Here is a 17,546-nt window from a genome sequence, read left to right on the forward strand (position 1 = left end):
CACCACCACGACGTGACCGAGGAACGCATGTACTTCACCGACCGAGGGATCGAGGAACTGACCGAGCGCCGCGGCGACGAGCAGGTCAGCATCGACTGGCTCGCCGAGCGCCTACGCGACTTCGTCGACCAGAACCCCGAATTCGAGACCCCGATCGAGCGCTTCGCCACCTACCTGGCTCGGCTGGACGACGAGGACGACGAGTAGGGCCGCGAACGGCAGCCCCGCCGCCCCCAACTCGACGGCGATCACTCCCCCGGGAGGCTGCGCACACTCTCCGGTAGCGGCGAGACCTCCCCCGGCAGCGGCGCGAAGCGAACACCCGGGCCCCGGGCCGGATGACCGGGCCGAAGGACCCGGGCGGAGAGCCCGGCGAGCTCCTAGAGTGGATCTCGTGGCGCGGAGTGTGTATCTGACCAGCGTGAGTTCCGGCGGCGGCAAGTCCACCGTCGCCCTGGGACTGGCGGAGCTGTTGTCCCGGCAGGTTGGCCGAATCGGCATCTTCCGGCCGTTGGTCCGGGGCGAGCAGCCGGACCCGATCCTCGCCCTACTCAGCGAACGCTACCGGGTCGAACTACCGATCGAGGACCTCACCGGCACCACCTACACCGAGGCCACCGGGATGGTCGCCGAGGGCCGGAGGGAGCAGCTGGTCTCCCGCATCGTGGAGCGATACCGCGCGGTCGAGCGGCAGTACCCGGCGGTGGTCGTGGTGGGCAGCGACTTCGCCGACGACGGCGACGGCGCCGGCCCCCGGGAACTGGCCTTCAACGCCCGGCTCGCGACCGAGTTCGGCAGCGTCGTGGTCCCCGTGGTGGACGGGTACGAGCAGGAAACCGCCACCATCGCGGCGTCGGCCCGGGGGGCGTACCACGACCTGGCGGACCTCGGTGCGACGGTGCTGGCGGTCGTCGCGAACCGGGTGACCGGTCCACTCACGCTGCCCGAGCTGCCGGTGCCCGCGTACCTGATCCCCGAGGTGCCCAGCGTGTCGGCACCGACCGTCGCCGAGGTCGCGACCGCGCTCGGTGCCACCCAGCTCGGTGGAGACGACGCCGCGCTCAGCCGCGACGTACTCGACTATGTCGTCGGCGCGGCCCACGTGCCCACGCTGCTCGACCATCTGACCGAAGGCGCCCTGGTGATCATGCCGGGGGATCGGGACGATCTCCTGGTCGCCACCAACGCCGCGCACGTCGCGGGACAGGTCGCGCTCTCCGGGCTGGTTCTCACCCTCGGCGAAACGCCGGACCCGCGCACAATGCGGCTGGTCGAGCGGCTCCGGCCAGGCCTTGCCGTGCTCTCCGTGCCCAGCGACAGCTACGACACGGTGGCTGCCTGCAACCGAATCGAGGGCCGGCTCAGCGCCAGCAATCCGCGCAAGGTGGAGGCCGCGCTGGGCGCCTTCGAACGCTGCGTGGACACCGACGACCTCTCCCGCCGGCTGCGGGTCACCCGTTCACAGCGGGTCACCCCGCTGATGTTCGAGTACGACCTGATCGACCGGGCCCGGGCCCAGCGCCGGCATGTGGTGCTGCCGGAGGGGAACGAGGAGCGGATCCTGCGGGCAGCCGAGATCCTGCTGCGCCGGGATGTAGCCGAGCTGACCCTGCTCGGCCGGCCCGACGATATCGCCCGGCGAACCCGGGAGCTGGGCGTCGACATCGCCGACGCACGGGTGATCGATCCATTCACCAGCGAGTGGCGCGACGAGTTCGCTGACGGGTACGCGCGGCTCCGCGCCCACCGGGGCGTTACCCCGGACCTCGCCCACGACATCGTGCCCCAGTCGAACTACTTCGGCACGATGATGGTGTGGGCCGGGTACGCCGACGGCATGGTCTCCGGCGCCACCCACACCACCGCCGCCACCATCCGTCCCGCCTTCGAGATCATCCGCAATCTGCCCGACGTCTCCATCGCCTCCAGCGTCTTCTTCATGCTGCTCGCCGACCGGGTACTCGTCTACGGCGACTGCGCGGTCAATCCCGACCCGGACGCCGCCCAACTCGCCGACATCGCGATCTCATCCGCCGACACCGCCGTCCGGTTCGGCATCGAGCCGCGGGTGGCGATGCTGTCGTACTCGACCGGCAGCTCGGGCGCGGGCGCCGATGTGGAGAAGGTCGCGGCGGCCACTCGAAGGGTTCGGGAGCGCCGACCCGATCTGCTGGTCGAGGGGCCGATCCAGTACGACGCGGCGATCGACCCGACGGTGGCGGCGACGAAGCTGCCCGGCAGTACGGTCGCCGGGCGGGCGACGGTCTTCGTCTTCCCAGATCTGAACACGGGCAACAACACATACAAGGCGGTGCAACGATCTGCCCGAGCGGTGGCGGTGGGGCCGGTCATGCAGGGGCTACGCCGGCCGGTGAACGACCTGTCTCGGGGTGCGACCGTCCCGGACATCGTCAACACGGTGGCGATCACCGCGATCCAGGCCGGAGAGGCAGGCAAATGAGCCGGGTACTGGTACTCAACTGTGGGTCGTCGTCGGTCAAGTGGCGGCTCTACGACGGCGACGAGCTCCTCGACCGGGGCGCCGTCGAGCGGATCGGCGAACCCGGGGGCGGGCCGGCAGACCACGGCACCGCCGTCCGGGGGATCCTCGCCGAGCTCGACCTGACCGGACTCACCGCCATCGGGCACCGGGTGGTACACGGTGGACGCCGCTTCGGCGAGCCGGTCCTGATCGACGATGCGGTGCTCACCGCGATCCGGGAGCTGGTGCCACTCGCCCCGTTACACAACCCCGCCAACCTGGCCGGCATCGAGGTCGCCCGGGCGACGCTGCCCGGTGTCCCCCAGGTCGCCGTCTTCGACACCGCCTTCCACACCACGCTGCCCGAGTCCGCCGCCACCTACGCGATCGACCGGGCGACAGCCGGCCGGTACGGCATCCGGCGGTACGGCTTTCACGGCACCTCCCACGCGTACGTCTCCCGGCGCACGGCGGAGTTGCTGGGGCGTCCGTACGCCGACACCAACACCATCACCCTGCACCTGGGCAACGGCGCGAGCGCCGCCGCCGTGGCCGGCGGGCGCAGCGTGGCCACCTCGATGGGGATGTCCCCGCTCGAGGGACTGGTCATGGGCACCCGGAGCGGTGACCTGGACCCAACGGTGATCTTTCACCTGCGGCGGGAGGGCGGTCTGGGCGTAGACGACATCGACGACCTGCTCAACCACCGCAGCGGCCTGTACGGGCTCACCGGCGCCAACGACATGCGCGAGGTGCTCGCCCGCCGGGCGGACGGCGACGAGGCCGCCCGCCTCGCCTTCGACGTGTACTGCCGCCGGATCACCAGCTACGTCGGGGCGTACTACGCGCTGCTCGGTCGGGTGGACGCGGTGACCTTCACCGCCGGCGTCGGCGAGCACGCCGCCCCGGTCCGCGCGGCCGCCCTGGCCGGACTGGAGCGACTCGGTATCACGATCGATCCGGAGCGCAACGCCGGCAGTGGCGACCGGGTCATCTCGCCGGACGGGGGCGAGGTGGCGGTCTGCGTCGTCGGCACCGACGAGGAGCGGGAGATCGCCCGCGCCGCCCGGGAGGTGGCGGGCCGACGCTGACGTCGCTCAGGCGGCGTGGTCGACGACCACCTTGCCGAAGACGTCACCGGAGTGCAGGCGGGCGAATGCCTCCTCGACCGCGGTGAACGGCACCACCCGGTCCACCACCGGGCGCAGCCCCCGCTCGGCGCAGAAGGCCAGCAGTGCGGCCAGCTCGTCCGGAGTGCCCATGGAGGTGCCGAGGATCTCCAGCTGCATGGCGAAGACGCGGCGCAGATTGACTGTGGGTTCGTGCCCGGCGGTCGCGCCGGAGACCACGATCCGGGCCATGGGCGCGGCTGACTTCAGTGAGTGGTCGAAGGTCGCGGCACCGACTGTCTCGATCACCAGGTCCACCCGCTCCGGCAGCCGGGCACCCGGTTCGACGGCGGTCGCGCCGAGCGCCGCGACCCGCTCCCGCTTCGCGGCGTCCCGGCTGGTCGCATAGACCCGCTTACCCATCGCGGCGGCGAGCGCGACGGCCGCGGTGGCCACACCTCCCCCCGCCCCCTGCACCAACACGGCGGCGGCCTCGTCCACCCGGCCCCGGGTGGTGAGCATCCGCCACGCGGTGAGCCAGGCGGTGGGCAGGCAGGCGGCATCCGTCGCCGCCAGGCCCGCCGGCAGCGGCAGCAGGTTCGCCCGGGGTACGGCGACCCGTTCGGCCAGCGTGCCCGGGAAGTGCTCGGAGAGGATCGAGATCCGGCGTGGATCGGCTGGGGTGGGGAGCACCGGGTAGACGACCACCGGGTTGCCGTCTGGGTCAACGCCGGCCGCATCACAGCCGAGGATCATCGGCAGCTGCTCCGCGCGCAGCCCGACGCCGCGCAGCGACCAGAGGTCGTGGTGATTGAGCGAGCTGGCGGTGACCTGGACGGTCACCCAGTCGTCGCCGTGGTGCGCGGGTTCCGGCCGCTCGCCGACGGTGAGCGCGGCGAGCGGGTTGGCGTCGTCGAAGCGGGAGGCGAAGGCAGCACGCATGATCGGCACGGTAACAACCCGGGCGGGTGACCAGAAGGCCCGTCGGCGTGTGCGAAGCCACACGTCGGATCAGCCGCCGCGCCGCACGGATCCCGCCCCCCGTGCCTACCGGGTTAGGCCGTCGCGCGACGCGGACCCCGCCGCCACACCGACCGCGTTACCCCACCGCGCTGCCGCGCCTACCGAGTTGCGCCGTCGCGCCGCGCGGCCTCCGCGACCGCCTCGGCCACAGCGGGGGCGACCCGCGGGTCCAGTGGGGACGGGACGATCGCATCGGGCGTGAGCGAGTCGGCCACCACCCCGGCTATCGCGTCCGCCGCGGCCACCTTCATGCCGTCGGTGATCCGGGTGGCCCGGGCGTCCAGTGCGCCGCGGAAGACACCGGGGAAGGCGAGCACGTTGTTGATCTGGTTGGGGTGGTCGCTTCGCCCGGTGGCGACCACCGCGACGTGCCGGGCGGCCACCTCCGGCTGCACCTCGGGGGTGGGGTTGGCCAGGGCGAAGACGATCCCGCGGGGAGCCATGCCGGCGACTGCCGCCTCGGCGATCTGGCCACCAGAGACACCGATCAGCACATCGGCGCCGCGCAGCGCCTCGGCCACGTCGCCCTGCCGGCCGTCACCGTTGGTCAGCTCCGCCAGCTCGGCCTTGGCCCCGGTGAGACCTTCGCGGTGCGGCCCGAGGATGCCCCGGGAGTCGCAGACCACCACCTGTTCCGGGTCTACTCCGCCGGCGACGAGCATCTTGGTCACCGCCACCCCGGCGGCACCCGCGCCACTGATCGCCACCCGAAGGTCGCCGAGCTTTCGGGTGAGCAATGCCGCCGCGTTGCGGAGCGCGGCGAGTACAACGATCGCGGTGCCGTGCTGGTCGTCGTGGAAGACCGGGATGTCCAGCGCCTCGTCGAGGCGCCGCTCGACCTCGAAGCAGCGCGGCGCGCTGATGTCCTCCAGGTTGATGCCGCCGAAGGAGGGGGCGAGGGCCCGTACCGCTGCCACGATCTCATCCACGTCCTGCGTGTTCAGACAGATCGGCACCGCGTCCACCCCGCCGAACTGCTTGAAGAGCACGGCCTTGCCCTCCATGACCGGCAACGCGGCGGATGGGCCGATGTTGCCGAGCCCCAGCACGGCGGAGCCGTCGGTGACGACCGCGACGGTGTGCCCGGCCCAGGTGTAGTCATCGGCGAGCCGGGGGTCGGCGGCGATGGCCGCACAGACCCGGGCCACCCCTGGGGTGTACGCCAGGGAGAGGTCTTCCCGGCTGGTCAGCGGGACGGTCGAGGCAACGGCCAGCTTGCCGCCCCGATGCAGTCGGAAGACCGGGTCCGCAGGGTCCATAGTTGACGATGACATTGGTGACTCCAGGATCTGTCGATACAGATGGACCAGCCGGTCCGGGCGCGAGGTGGGCGCTGACCGGCGGCGCGAGGTGTGGGGGTCACCCGGGACACCTGCCGAGCATAGTGCGGCGCACACCACCCGGATGTGAGTAGGGTCATACTTTACGGCGGCGCAGCAGCCGGGGCCGCGGCCAGTAGCGCGCCACCACCCGCCCCCAGATGTCCGCGCCACCGTACGCCCGTGAGTCGTCAGTGATCAGTGGGTTGTCGCCCGCGAGCCACCAACCCTCCACGGTCGGACCGACCGCCCGCTTGACCACCAGCAGGTCGGGGCGGCTCCGAAAGACCGCGACCACCACGTCACCGGCCCGGATCCCGCGGTCCCCACGGCGCACCAGTACCGCGTCGCCGTGCCGCAGGGTCGGCGCCATGGACGGACCCGTCACCAGGACGGCCGAGAGCGACCACCGAGCGCCCGGCGCCGGGCACGGCGGGGGCGAGGGCATGCCGTTCACCTCCACCAGGTTCGGCGTCCAAGTAATGTCGTGCTCGATCATCGCAAACTTCCCAGGAGGCTCCTGATGCGACTTCCACGCATCCTCACCCCCCGAGTTACCGCCAGCGCCCACTGCGACCTGCCCTGCGGTGTCTACGACCCGGCACAGGCCCGGATCGAGGCCGAGTCGGTGAAAATGATCTGTGAGAAGTACCAGGCCAACACCGACCCGGAGTTCCGCACCCGGGCCATCCTGATCAAGGAGCAGCGGGCCGAGCTGGTGAAGCACCACCTGTGGGTGCTCTGGACCGACTACTTCAAGCCGGCCCACTTCGAGAAGTACCCGCACCTGCACCAGCTCTTCAACGAGGCCACCAAGCTGGCCGGCGCGACCGGCGCCAAGGGCGCGACCGACCCCGCGAAGGCCGACGAGTTGCTACAGAAGATCGACGAGATCTCAAAGATCTTCTGGGAGACCAAGAAGGCGTAGGCGAACGGCCACGGTGACGACCGGCGCGTCCGCGGAGGTGCCGGTCGTCACCGTGGCGGCTGCGTCGGAGGTACCGGGTAGAGTTCCCTGACGGGTCGCCACCCCCGATCCGGGTAGCGGGCGCCCCGGAGGGGATGACGCGTGACTCCGACGACCAGCCAACCTGCCAGCGACAACGTGGTGCACCTGACCGTGCCCGCAGATGGCGGCTACCTGGGCGTGCTCCGCACAGCCACGGCCGGGCTCGCGGCCCGGCTGCAGTTCGCCCTCGACGAAATCGAGGATCTCCGCATCGCGGTTGACGAGGCGTGCGCCATGCTGCTTTCGATCGCCACCCAGCACGCCGAGCTGGAGTGTCGGTTCTCGGTAACCGACGATGCGCTCGCCGTCGAGGTCACGGTGCCAACCTCCCGCGGTGCGCGACTGCCGGCCGAGTCCTCCTTTGCCTGGAAGGTACTCACCGCACTGACCACCTCGGCCGCCGCTACCGCTGACAACGACCGCGCCACCATCTCGCTGCTGACCCGTCGCGTCGCCGGCTAGGTCGAGCCGGTCGCGCCCACCGGCTAGGACCGGCGGCGCTCCGCGCCCTCACTCGAAGCCGAGGGCACGGGTCGTCGGAGTACTGAGCAGCAGGGCGGTGACGCCGAGACCGAGTGCCATCAGCGGCCCGCCCAGCCAACCGATCCCGCCCTGGATCATGAACCATCCGATCGGCAACAGCATCAGCTGAAGCACAACAGACGGAGCCCGGGCACCCGCCCGACACCGCGCGAGCGCCCCACCCAGCGCCCAGAGCCCGGCCGCCACACCCGCGGCGAACGCCGGCAGCAGCAGCGCCGACGTCAGGTCGACGGTGGGCTCCACGAGGTTGGCCCAGAGTAGCCAGCCAGCGATCAGACCGACGGCGACCGCCTCACCGCGCAGCATCAGGACGGCCCACCGAAGCGGGCCGGGTATCTGGTTGGGGGCGATCGTCACGCGACCACGATACCGGTGTCGCCACGCGGTACAGTGCCGCCCATGCGGGCCGTCCTGGTGGTCAACCCCAAGGCCACCACCACCAGCGAGCGCAGCCGGGATGTCCTGGTCCGGGCGCTGCGCAGTGAAGTCGACCTGTCGGTGCGCTACACCCGGCGCCGGGGGCACGCCACAACCCTGGCCCGCGAGGCGGCTGAGGAGGGCGTCGACCTGGTCGTCACGCTTGGTGGCGATGGCACGGTCAACGAGGTCGTCAACGGCCTGATGTCCGCGCTGCCGACGACGGGGCCGACCGGGGGAGCGCCGGCCGAGCAACTGCCCGCCCTGGCGGCTGTGCCGGGCGGTTCGACGAACGTCTTCGCCCGCGCTCTCGGTCTGCCCCGGGAGTGGCCGGACAGCACCAGCGTGATCTTGGAAGGGCTACGGCTGAACCGGCACCGCACCATCGGCCTGGGTCGGGCGGACGAGCGTTACTTCACCTTCTGCGCCGGCTTCGGGGTTGACGCCGCAGTGATCCACCGGGTGGAACGGTCCCGCCGGCGCGGGCAGGTATCCACGCCCAGCCTGTACTTCCGATCGACGCTCGCCCAGTACTTCCTCGCCTCGGACCGCCGACACCCCGCGATCGCCCTCCAGCAGCCGGACCAGCCCACCGAGGAGCAACTCGCCACAGTGATCGTCCAGAACACCGCACCCTGGACGTACCTCGGCGATCAGGAGGTGCACCCGAATCCGGAGGCATCGTTCGACCTCGGCCTGGACGCGTTCGCACTACGACGGCTCCGGGTGACCAGCACAACACGGACGATCACTCAATTCTTCGGCCGAGCGCCGGGGCCGCACGGCAAACAGGTGCTCCGCCTCCACGACCTGGCCGAGTTCACCTTGATCGCCCGCCACCCACAGGCGTTCCAGCTCGATGGCGAGTACCTGGGCGAGCGCGAGAAAGTTGAATTCACCGCCGTACCCGCGGCGGTGCGAGTAATCTGCTAGCTCTCGGGTACTCCCCTCGGTTGAGCCGGCCCGTCCATGACGATTGGCGCCACGTGGGGGTGAGTGACGGAAATGTCAGCGAAATCAGCGCTGTCGTACTATATTGATCCCCGACTGTGGTACTCCGAGTATCCGGAGCCTCGGGCAAATCAGGACAAACAGGTTGTGGGCTTGCTCACCGCGTGGAGTTTTCCGAGCGTCACCCTTGACATCGCGAGCGTTCGTGAAAGTATTCACAAGCGACTTGAGTTTCCGGGACGTCGCCTGGATACGCTCAACAGAATGAGCGGTTCCAGCAGGTCCACGGAGCCAACAGCCTGATCACGCATTGCCAGCAACCCGGACGCGAACCGTTGCGGCCGGCGCTGCGGATGCATATAGCAAGCCATCTGCCACCCATCCAGAATGAGGAGTGTTGCCGCCATGGACTGGCGTCACCATGCTGTCTGCCGCGACGAGGACCCCGAGCTGTTCTTCCCGATCGGGACGTCCGGTCCGGCCCTCCTGCAGGTGGAGCAGGCCAAAGCTGTCTGCCGGCGTTGCCCGGTGACGGATCAGTGCCTGCAGTGGGCCCTCGAGTCCGGCCAGGACGCAGGCGTCTGGGGCGGGATGAGTGAGGAGGAGCGACGCGCCGTCAAGCGTCGCGGCGGCCTCCGGGTGCTGCGCGCTCACACCGCCTGACCACCAGCCGAAAGCGGAACGCCCCGGTCGGCCCCCAACCACCGGGGCGTTCCGCTGCCCGGCCGAGGTAGACCGAGACCCGCTGCCACCGGGACGACACCACCACCAAGCCTAGTCGAACACGGCGTCAACCCGGCGGAGGACCAGGTCGACCAGCTCGGGAGCGTCCGAGAGCGGGGCCGCCACCGCCACCGCACCGGCCTGCCGGGCCGAGACGGTGACTGCGTCGTGAAACAGCCCGGGCGCCAGGAAGTACGCGGCCACCGCCACCCGCCGCGCGCCGCGTGCGCGCAGGCGGTTCACCGCCACACCAGCGGCGGGAGGAGCAGCCGAGGCGTAGGAGACCCGGGTCGGAACGGCCAGGGCCGCCCGCAGCGATGCCGCCACCCGCCCCACCGAGGCGCGCGCGACCGGATCCCGGGTGCCCGCAGCGGCCAGCACCAGCCCGTCGTAGCCCCCGGGCTCCGCCTCGGCCAGGCGGCGGCGCAGCCCGGCCATCAACGCCGGTTCGATCTCCCGGGCGGCGGGACCGAGCACGTCGGTCACCCGTACCGCCAGTTCGGGAGCCGTCTGGCGGACCGCCGCAACGGCCGCCGGGATGTCCACCCGCCAGTGATACGCGGCGGTCAGCAACAGCGGCACCAGCACCACCCGGGGGAAACCAGCGCCGGCCAACTCCCGCAACGCCTCCGTTGGACCGGGGCGGGTGTGGTCCAGCCAGCTCGGCATCACCCGCCGGCCAGGCCGGGCAGCGGACACCGCCGCAGCCAGCGCCCGCGTCGCCGCGGCGGCCCGCGGGTCCCGACTGCCATGCGCGACCAGGAGCACCGGGTCCCCGCGGCCCCTGGTCTCGCTCAGCCGTGCAGGCCGCACTCGGCCTTCTCGAACATCGCCCACCGACCGGCCCGCGGATCCTCCCCAGCCTTCGTCCGCCGGGTACAGGGCCAGCAGCCGACCGAGCTGTAGGACCGGCCGAACAGCTCGTTTACCGGCACATCCCAGCGGGAGACGTACGTCTCCACATCGACCTGCGTCCACGCCGCGATCGGGTTGACCTTCACCTTGCCCCGACGCGCGTCAAAGGTGACCACCGGGGTGTTCGCCCGGGACGGCGACTCGTCCCGGCGCAGCCCCGCGGCCCACGCGTCGTACCCAACCAGGGCCCGCTCCAGCGACTCCACCTTGCGTAGCTGGCAGCAGTCATCCGGGGAGCGATGGAACAGCCGCGGCCCGTACTCGCCGTCCTGCTGGCCGACGGTCAGCCGGGGTCGGATCGAACGGATGTTCACCGGCATCGTGCGGGCGACCTGATCCCGGACCTTGAGCGTCTCCGGAAAGTGCAGCCCGGTGTCCAGGAAGACCACGTCAACGCCGGGCGCGACCCGAGAGAACAGGTGGACGAGCACCGCGTCGGCCATCGAACTGGTGACGCAGAACCGGTCGCCGAACGTCTCGACCGCCCATTGGGCCACCGCCAACGCCGGTGCGCCCGCCAACTCCCGGCCGGCCGCCTCGGCCAGCGTCCGCAACTCCTGCCGGTTCACTTCCGCAGCGGCCGGTTCGCCGGCCCGGACCAGGCCGAGACCGGCCGCCCAGACCAGACCGCTCACCGGAGCACCGCCTTCGCCAACAGGCCATGCAGCCGTACGGTGAAGATCCGGGCACAGGCACGGCACTCCCAACCGCCGTGCGTGGCCTCGCTCGGCCACAGCTCCTCCGCACCGCAGTACGGGCAGTACAGCGGGGTGGAACGGGCGTCACTCATCGCAGCTCTCCCGCATCGGCCCGGAGCACCCAGCTGGCGAACGTCTCCCCGTCGACGCGACCAGCCAGGTAGCGCCGAGCCAGCCGCTCCACGTACGCCGGAAGCTCCGCCGCCGTGACCTTCAGGCCTCGCGGCTTGCGGCCGAACCCCGCGGCCCGGCCCTGCGCCATGCCCAGACCACCGCCGAGATGCACCTGGAAGCCCTCCACCTGGCGGCCGTCCTCGCCGACCATCAGCTGACCCCGGAGACCGATGTCGGCCACCTGGGTACGGGCGCACGCGTTCGGGCAGCCGTTGAGATGAATGGTGATGTCGGCGTCGAAGTCCCGCAGCCGCTCCTCCAGCCGGGCCACCAACTCCGCGCCCCGCGCCTTGGTCTCGACGATGGCCAGCTTGCAGAACTCAAGGCCGGTGCAGGCCATGGCGCCACGCCGCCAGGCCGATGGCCGGGCCGACAGGCCAAGCCCGCCCAGCGCCTCGACCAGGGACTCCGTCCGGTCCGGCGGCACGTCCAACACCAACAGCTTCTGGTATGGAGTCAGCCGAACACGATCGCTGCCGTGCGCCTCGGCCACGTCGGCGAGCCGGGTGAGCTGGCTACCCGAGACCCGGCCGACCGTCGCAGCAGCCCCGACATAGTTGCGCCCGTCGCGCTGCTCGTGCACCCCGATGTGGTCAATCTGCTGCGCCGGCAGCTCGGCCGACGGTCCGTCCCGCAGCGCGCGGCCCAGGTACTCCTGCTCCAGCACCTCCCGGAACGTCGCCACCCCCCAGTCGGCGACCAGGAACTTCAGCCGGGCGCGGTGGCGCAGCCGTCGGTAACCGTAGTCGCGGAAGATACCCACCACCCCCGCCCAGACGTCCGGCACCTCGTCCAGCGGCACCCACACACCCAGCCGCTGGGCGAGCATCGGATTCGTGGAGAGGCCGCCGCCGACCCAGAGGTCGAAGCCAGGGCCGTGATCGGGGTGCACCGCCCCGAGGAAGGCGATGTCGTTCGTCTCGTACGGCGTGTCCACCAGCCAGGAGATCGAGGACTTGAACTTCCGGGGCAGGTTGGCGTACTGCTTGTCGCCGACGTAGCGCCGGACGATCTCGTCAATCGCCGGCGTCGGATCGATCATTTCGTCGCGGGCCACGCCAGCGACCGGGCTACCGAGCACGATCCGGGGGCAGTCCCCGCAGGCCTCGGTGGTCTGCAGGCCGACCGACTCCAGTCGACGCCAGATCTCCGGTATGTCCTCGACCCGGATCCAGTGATACTGGATGTTCTGCCGGTCGGTGAGGTCGGCGGTGTCCCGGGCGAACTCGCGGGAAATCTCGGCCACCACCCGGAGCTGGGCCACGGAGAGCTGCCCGCCGTCGATTCGCACCCGGAGCATGAAGAACTCGTCCTCGAGCTCGTGCGGCTCCAGCACGGCGGTACGTCCACCGTCGATGCCGGCCCTGCGTTGCGTGTACAGCCCCCACCAGCGGAACCGACCCCGCAGGTCCTGTGGGTCGATCGAGGCGAAACCCTGGTGGGCGTAGATGTTCTCGATCCGGGCTCGGACGTTGAGTGGGTCGTCGTCCTTCTTGATCCGCTCGTTGGCGTTGAGCGGCTCGTGGTGGCCGAGTGCCCACTGACCCTCCCCGCGGGGGCGGCGAAGAGCCCGGACCGACTGGAGCGTCGGGTCCTCGGGGCGGGCCGGGTTGCGCAGCGCCATCGTGGCGTCCTCCATTGTCTGAGGTGCCTCGTGGCCACTGCGCCGAGCGCGGTGGCCGGCCCCGGCACGACGGGCTGGGCTGGGGCTGAGCAGCCGGCGCAGAGCGCCCGAGACAGCTGGGGTCGGGCGTCGTCAGTGGGCCGGACAGATCGCGCTGCGCACGCGGCCAAAATCGACGTGGCGACGGGCCACGAAGTAGCGAACAACGGCGGCAGCCATGACGTTATGCTGCCACGGCGTCACCGAAGCAGCCAAGGTTCGGGGGGCGGCATCCCACATCACGGTCGGCGGTGTTCCAGTCCGGCCCCCGGGGCCCCGGGGCTGTGCGAGGCTCAGCGACATGGGCGCGCGAACCGTGCCGCAGCTGCCGGTGTGGCTGCCGCCGGCGCTGCTGACGCTCGCGGTCACCCTCACCGACGTGACCGGGGCACAGCTCTGGCGAGACGAGTTGGCGACCTGGAGCGCCGCCACCCGTCCGCTCGGTGACCTGGTCCGGCTCACCGGCACGATCGACGCCGCAACCGGTCCGTACTACCTGCTGATGCACCTTTGGGTGGCCGGAGCGGGGGATTCGGTGGCCGCCCTGCGGCTGCCGGCCGTGCTCGCCATGACCACCGCCGCGGCCCTGACCGCGCTCCTCGGCGCCCGGCTGTACGGTCGGGCGGCCGGGCTGCTCGCCGGCCTCCTCTTCGCGGTGCTGCCCAGCACCTCCCGGTACGGGCAGGAAGCCCGCCCGTACGCGCTGGCTACCGCCCTCGCTGTCCTGACGACGCTGTTGCTGGTCGCTGCCGTAGCTCCGGTGCCGGCGGGCCGGCGGTTCGGACCCTGGATCCGCTGGGCCGGCTACGCCGCCGCGCTGGCCGCGCTGGGCCTGACCCACCTGGTCGCCCTCACCCTGCTCCCGGCCCACGCGGTGGTGGTGCTCGCCGCCCAGCGGCGGCACCCCGACCGACGCATCGTCGGAGCCGGGCTGCTCGCGCTCGTGCCGGTGGTGCTGCTGGTCGGCCCGCTGCTCTGGGTCGCCCACGGCCAGCACGCCCGCCAACTCGACTGGGTGGACCCCGCCCGCCTCGGCGATCTCGCCGCGCTGGCCGGGGCGGTGACGCAGAGCGGGGTGGTCGGAGGCCTGCTGGTCGGGCTCGCCGCACTCGGCGCCGCAGCCCTGGGACGGTCGGCGCTGCTGCCCGGGCTGGCCGTGCTCCTGCCGGTGCTGCTGGTCTTCGCCGTCGGTGCGGTCATCCCCCTCTGGGTACCCCGATACCTGGTCTTCGTGGTGCCGTTCGGCTGCCTGCTGGCCGGGGTCGCCCTGGCCAGGGTGCCGCTCCTACCGGCGCTGACCATCGTGGCCCTGGCCGGGGCGCTCGGCCTGCCGGCCCAGACGGCGCTGCGGCGTACCCACGAGTGGCCCCGTTCGGCGCCGGTCGACTACGCCGGGGCGGCCCAGATCGTGGCGGACGGGCAGCGCCCCACCGACGCGGTCGTCTACTCGCCCCGGGACGGCTGGTTCTTCCTCGACCTCGGCCTGGCCTATCACCTGGGCGACCACCGACCCCAGGACGTGCTGCTCTCCGCCAGCCCGGCCCGCCGGGGCGACCTTTGGGCCGCCGAGTGTGCCCGCCCGGCCCAGTGCCTGGCCGACGCGGACCGAGTCTGGCTGATGCTGGCCGGCCGGCACGACGACCCGCTGGCCGCCGTACCCGGCGCGAAGGGGAGGGCGCTGCGGGACGGACGGACGGTCGAGCGGGTCTGGCACCCCCCTGGACTGACCGTCGCCCTGGTACGCCGTTAGCCGGTGCCGCATCGCCAGAGTCCACGCGGTGGACCGGCGCCGCAGCACCAACGTGACGCGGTTGGCCGGTGCCGCACGCCCCGGGTGGTCACAGCCGGTGGAGGGGAAGGACGAGCAGCGCCTCGGTGCCGCCGCTGGCACTCGGCCGCAGCTCGATCGTGCCGCGCAGCTCCCCGGTGACCAGTGCACGGACGATCTGCAGACCGAGGCTGCCGCCGCGCTCGGCGTCGAAGCCCGGCGGCAGTCCACCACCGTTGTCGGCCACCGACACATGCAGGATCTTGCGAAAGCGATGCGCCGAGACCACCACCTCGGGGGAGCAGTCGGCCGCTCCCGACTGTTCACCAGCCCCGTCATCGGCGGGGAACCCGTGCTCGACGGCGTTCAGCAGGAGCTCGTTGAGGACCATCACCAGCGAGGTGGCGAGTTCGGCGGGGAGCACGCCGAAGCTGCCCTGACGGCGCATCCGGACGGTTGACTCGGTCGCCGCCACCTCGGTCGCCGCGCTCGCCACCCGGTCCACGATCCCGTCGAACTCGACCACCTCGTCGTTGGACATGGAGAGCGTCTCGTGTACCAGCGCGATCGAGGCGACCCGGCGGACCGACTCCTCCAGCGCGATCCGTGCCTCCGGCATGGCGACCCGGCGGGCCTGCAGCCGCAACAGGGCGGCGACCGTCTGGAGGTTGTTCTTCACCCGGTGATGGATCTCCCGAATGGTGGCGTCCTTGGTCATCAACGCTCGGTCCCGGCGCCGGACCTCGGTGACATCGCGGACCAGCACCAGCGCGCCGATCGGCACTCCGGCGGGGATCAGCGGTAGCGCCCGGGTCAGCATGGTCGCCCCGCGCGCGTTGATCTCCCGGCGGGGCGGTGCCTCGCCCCGAAGCGCGGCCAGCGCCGCATTGGCCGCGTCGGTCCCCTCCAGCGGATCGTCGGCGAGGCGCCGGTGCAGCGCCGCGAGGTCCTCCCCCACCAGGTCCGAGGCGTAGCCGACCCGCCGGTACGCAGACTGCGCGTTCGGGCTCGAATACGTCACCCTGCCGCCCGCGTCCAGCCGGACCAGCCCATCGCCGACCCGGGGAGCCGAAGTGGTCTCCCCCGGGTGCCGGGGTGGCGGGAAGGTGCCGTCGGCGAGCATCTGCGCCAGGTCGTCCGCCGTGGTCAGATAGTTCAGCTCCAGTTGGCTGGGGGTCCGGGCGGTCGAGAGGTTGGTGTCCCGGCCGACCACGGCGATCACCTCGGCCAGCTCACCGTCGGCGGCCCGCAGCCGCACCGGGATCGCCTCGTGCCGCGCGGGCACGTCCCCGTACCAGACCGGATCGCCCTCCCGCCAGATCCGGCCTCGCCGGTAGGCGACCTCCAGGTGGTCCACCTCCGGCCCACCGGTGATTCGACCCACCTGGTCATGCTGGTACGCGGTGGGCGCGGTGGTCGGTCGAACCTGGGCCACGCAGAGGAACGTCCCGTCCTCGCCCACCGGCACCCAGAGCAACAGGTCGGCAAAGGACATGTCAGAGAGCAACTGCCAGTCGCCCGCGATCCGGTGCAGATGATCGATGTCAGCGGGACGTAGCTGGGTGTGCTCGTCGGCGAGGTCGCGCAGCGTGGACACGCCGCCCAGCCTGCCACGCCTGGGCTCACATCGTCGCGGTGACCTTCTTCAGGCCCCGCGGCGCGTCCGGGTCCTCGCCTCGGGCCAGCGCGAGCGCCAGGGCCAGGCGCTGCAGCGGCAGGATGTCCAGCAGCGGCGCATACCGTTCGTCCACCTCGGGAACGGCGATTCGCGTCGTGCTGGGCACCTCCGCCGAGCCGACCACCACCACATCGGCGCGGCGCTCGCCGAGCCGGGGCAGCACCTCCCCCATTGCCTGGCCGCCTGGGCCGGAGCCGACCACCGCGAGCACCGGCACGTCCGGATCGGTCATGGCGAGCGGACCATGCAGCAGATCGGCACCGGAAAAGGCGAGCGTCGGCAGGTACGAGGTTTCCATCAGCTTCAGCGCGGCCTCCCGCGCGGTCGGGTACGCGTACCCCCGGCCGGTCGTGACGAGCTGCGCGGCGAACCGGTACCGGGGGGCGAGCTGGGCGGGCGTCGGGTCGGCGAGGGTACGTGCGGCGAGCTCAGGCAGCGTGTCGAGGGCTCTCCGCTCGGCGGCCGGCAGCACGCCGTCACCGGCCCGGATGCCCTCCACCAACATGAGCAGGGCGAGCAGCTCAGCCGAGTATGTCTTGGTGGCGGCCACTGCCCGTTCATGCCCGGCGGCGATGTCCACGCTCAGCTCCGCCGCCTCGGCGAGCGGCGAGTCCGGCGTGTTGGTGACCGCGAGGGTGAGCGCGCCGGAGTTCCGGGCGGCCCGCAGCACCTCGGTGAGGTCCGGGGAGCCGCCGCTCTGGCTCACCCCGACCACGAGCGCGGCGGAGAGGTCCGGGCGGGCGCCGTACGCGGTGACGGAGCTGGGCGAGGCGAGCCCGGCGGGCAGACCCAACCGGATCTCGGTCAGGTAGGTGCCGTAGAGCGCGGCATGGTCTGAGGTGCCGCGGGCGGTGAACACCACGTGCCGCGGTCGGTGCTCGGCGATGGCGGCGGCGACCCGAGCGATCGGCTCGGCATGCTCGGCGGAGAGCAGGCGGGTGTATGTCGCCGGCTGCTCGTCAATGTCGGCGGCCATGCCGGCCCCTGGACGCGTCACAGAAACTCCTCCCGGTGCGCGATTTCCGCGCGTTTGTGTTCAGTCTTGCACTTTTCAGCGCCCAAGCGCAACATAAC

General features: G+C 71.6%; 18 protein-coding genes. 8 read left to right on the forward strand and 10 right to left on the reverse strand.

All coding sequences use genetic code 11. From position 1 onward, the window contains the following. The first annotated feature begins 12 nt into the window (after nucleotides 1-12). The 3 genes from SALPAC6_RS0104470 to SALPAC6_RS0104480 all read left to right on the forward strand — a co-directional run bounded on the left by SALPAC6_RS0104470 (nucleotide 13) and on the right by SALPAC6_RS0104480 (nucleotide 3,573). Entirely contained in the window at nucleotides 13-207 is a 195-nt protein-coding gene (locus SALPAC6_RS0104470; protein WP_026189318.1) for a DUF6104 family protein, read from the forward strand. 178 nt (nucleotides 208-385) lie between these two features. Beyond that, on the forward strand, nucleotides 386-2,461 hold the full coding sequence (pta, locus tag SALPAC6_RS0104475) for a phosphate acetyltransferase (protein WP_018252244.1): 2,076 nt from the start codon (nucleotides 386-388) through the stop codon (nucleotides 2,459-2,461). Beyond that, on the forward strand, nucleotides 2,458-3,573 hold the full coding sequence (locus SALPAC6_RS0104480) for an acetate/propionate family kinase (RefSeq protein WP_018252245.1): 1,116 nt from the start codon (nucleotides 2,458-2,460) through the stop codon (nucleotides 3,571-3,573). Before pta ends, SALPAC6_RS0104480 begins: the two co-directional genes overlap by 4 nt. 6 nt (nucleotides 3,574-3,579) lie before the next feature. Here the strand turns inward: SALPAC6_RS0104480 and SALPAC6_RS0104485 are convergent, their stop codons facing one another. From SALPAC6_RS0104485 to SALPAC6_RS0104495, 3 genes are all read right to left on the reverse strand, one after another. Next, complete coding sequence (locus SALPAC6_RS0104485; protein ID WP_018252246.1) at nucleotides 3,580-4,542, reverse strand: zinc-binding dehydrogenase; 963 nt, start codon at nucleotides 4,540-4,542, stop codon at nucleotides 3,580-3,582. A 170-nt stretch (nucleotides 4,543-4,712) separates the two neighbouring features. Continuing rightward, nucleotides 4,713-5,888, reverse strand: a complete 1,176-nt coding sequence (locus tag SALPAC6_RS0104490; protein WP_026189319.1) for an NAD(P)-dependent malic enzyme — start codon at nucleotides 5,886-5,888, stop codon at nucleotides 4,713-4,715. 142 nt (nucleotides 5,889-6,030) lie between these two features. Beyond that, nucleotides 6,031-6,432 carry a S24/S26 family peptidase gene (locus SALPAC6_RS0104495; protein WP_018252248.1) on the reverse strand — a complete coding sequence of 134 codons (402 nt, stop codon included), beginning with the start codon at nucleotides 6,430-6,432 and terminating at the stop codon, nucleotides 6,031-6,033. A 24-nt stretch (nucleotides 6,433-6,456) separates the two neighbouring features. Here SALPAC6_RS0104495 and sodN point away from each other — a divergent pair, with 24 nt between their 5' ends. Both sodN and SALPAC6_RS0104505 read left to right on the forward strand, forming a co-directional pair. Further along, the gene (gene sodN / locus SALPAC6_RS0104500) at nucleotides 6,457-6,861 is read left to right on the forward strand and encodes a superoxide dismutase, Ni (RefSeq protein ID WP_018252249.1); all 405 of its coding nucleotides are present in this window, start codon (nucleotides 6,457-6,459) and stop codon (nucleotides 6,859-6,861) included. A 141-nt stretch (nucleotides 6,862-7,002) separates the two neighbouring features. Beyond that, nucleotides 7,003-7,404, forward strand: a complete 402-nt coding sequence (locus SALPAC6_RS0104505) for an ATP-binding protein (RefSeq protein WP_018252250.1) — start codon at nucleotides 7,003-7,005, stop codon at nucleotides 7,402-7,404. A gap of 48 nt (nucleotides 7,405-7,452) precedes the next feature. Here the strand turns inward: SALPAC6_RS0104505 and SALPAC6_RS0104510 are convergent, their stop codons facing one another. Further along, nucleotides 7,453-7,842 (reverse strand): hypothetical protein, encoded by a 390-nt coding sequence (locus tag SALPAC6_RS0104510; RefSeq protein WP_018252251.1) that lies wholly within the window; start codon nucleotides 7,840-7,842, stop codon nucleotides 7,453-7,455. A 42-nt stretch (nucleotides 7,843-7,884) separates the two neighbouring features. On the opposite strand from SALPAC6_RS0104510, the gene SALPAC6_RS0104515 reads away from it, so the two are divergent. After that, nucleotides 7,885-8,835 carry a diacylglycerol/lipid kinase family protein gene (locus tag SALPAC6_RS0104515; RefSeq protein WP_018252252.1) on the forward strand — a complete coding sequence of 317 codons (951 nt, stop codon included), beginning with the start codon at nucleotides 7,885-7,887 and terminating at the stop codon, nucleotides 8,833-8,835. 423 nt (nucleotides 8,836-9,258) lie between these two features. Next, nucleotides 9,259-9,516: a WhiB family transcriptional regulator gene (locus SALPAC6_RS0104520; RefSeq protein ID WP_025616811.1), complete on the forward strand. Its 258-nt coding sequence runs from the start codon at nucleotides 9,259-9,261 to the stop codon at nucleotides 9,514-9,516. Nucleotides 9,517-9,627: 111 nt separating this feature from the next. Here SALPAC6_RS0104520 and SALPAC6_RS0104525 read toward each other — a convergent pair whose 3' ends face one another. From SALPAC6_RS0104525 to SALPAC6_RS0104540, 4 genes are read right to left on the reverse strand one after another with little or no spacing between them, the layout of a single operon-like run. Further along, nucleotides 9,628-10,389, reverse strand: coding sequence for a sirohydrochlorin chelatase (locus SALPAC6_RS0104525; protein ID WP_018252253.1), 762 nt, complete (start codon nucleotides 10,387-10,389; stop codon nucleotides 9,628-9,630). Next, on the reverse strand, nucleotides 10,371-11,126 hold the full coding sequence (locus SALPAC6_RS0104530; protein ID WP_018252254.1) for a phosphoadenylyl-sulfate reductase: 756 nt from the start codon (nucleotides 11,124-11,126) through the stop codon (nucleotides 10,371-10,373). The genes SALPAC6_RS0104525 and SALPAC6_RS0104530 overlap by 19 nt, the downstream gene beginning before the upstream one ends. Next, complete coding sequence (locus SALPAC6_RS29630) at nucleotides 11,123-11,281, reverse strand: hypothetical protein (protein ID WP_018252255.1); 159 nt, start codon at nucleotides 11,279-11,281, stop codon at nucleotides 11,123-11,125. The genes SALPAC6_RS0104530 and SALPAC6_RS29630 overlap by 4 nt, the downstream gene beginning before the upstream one ends. After that, nucleotides 11,278-12,987, reverse strand: a complete 1,710-nt coding sequence (locus SALPAC6_RS0104540; RefSeq protein WP_026189321.1) for a nitrite/sulfite reductase — start codon at nucleotides 12,985-12,987, stop codon at nucleotides 11,278-11,280. The genes SALPAC6_RS29630 and SALPAC6_RS0104540 overlap by 4 nt, the downstream gene beginning before the upstream one ends. A gap of 340 nt (nucleotides 12,988-13,327) precedes the next feature. Between SALPAC6_RS0104540 and SALPAC6_RS0104545 the strand changes: the two genes are divergently transcribed. Beyond that, entirely contained in the window at nucleotides 13,328-14,776 is a 1,449-nt protein-coding gene (locus SALPAC6_RS0104545; RefSeq protein ID WP_018252257.1) for a glycosyltransferase family 39 protein, read from the forward strand. A gap of 88 nt (nucleotides 14,777-14,864) precedes the next feature. On the opposite strand, the gene SALPAC6_RS0104550 is transcribed toward SALPAC6_RS0104545, so the two are convergent. Both SALPAC6_RS0104550 and SALPAC6_RS0104555 read right to left on the reverse strand, forming a co-directional pair. Next, a complete protein-coding gene (locus SALPAC6_RS0104550) occupies nucleotides 14,865-16,391 on the reverse strand; it encodes a sensor histidine kinase (RefSeq protein ID WP_018252258.1) in 1,527 nt (508 codons plus the stop codon). A 25-nt stretch (nucleotides 16,392-16,416) separates the two neighbouring features. After that, nucleotides 16,417-17,448, reverse strand: a complete 1,032-nt coding sequence (locus SALPAC6_RS0104555; RefSeq protein WP_018252259.1) for an SIS domain-containing protein — start codon at nucleotides 17,446-17,448, stop codon at nucleotides 16,417-16,419. Nucleotides 17,449-17,546: the final 98 nt, after the last annotated feature.

The organism is Salinispora mooreana, from assembly GCF_000379065.1.
GTDB lineage: Bacteria > Actinomycetota > Actinomycetes > Mycobacteriales > Micromonosporaceae > Micromonospora > Micromonospora mooreana.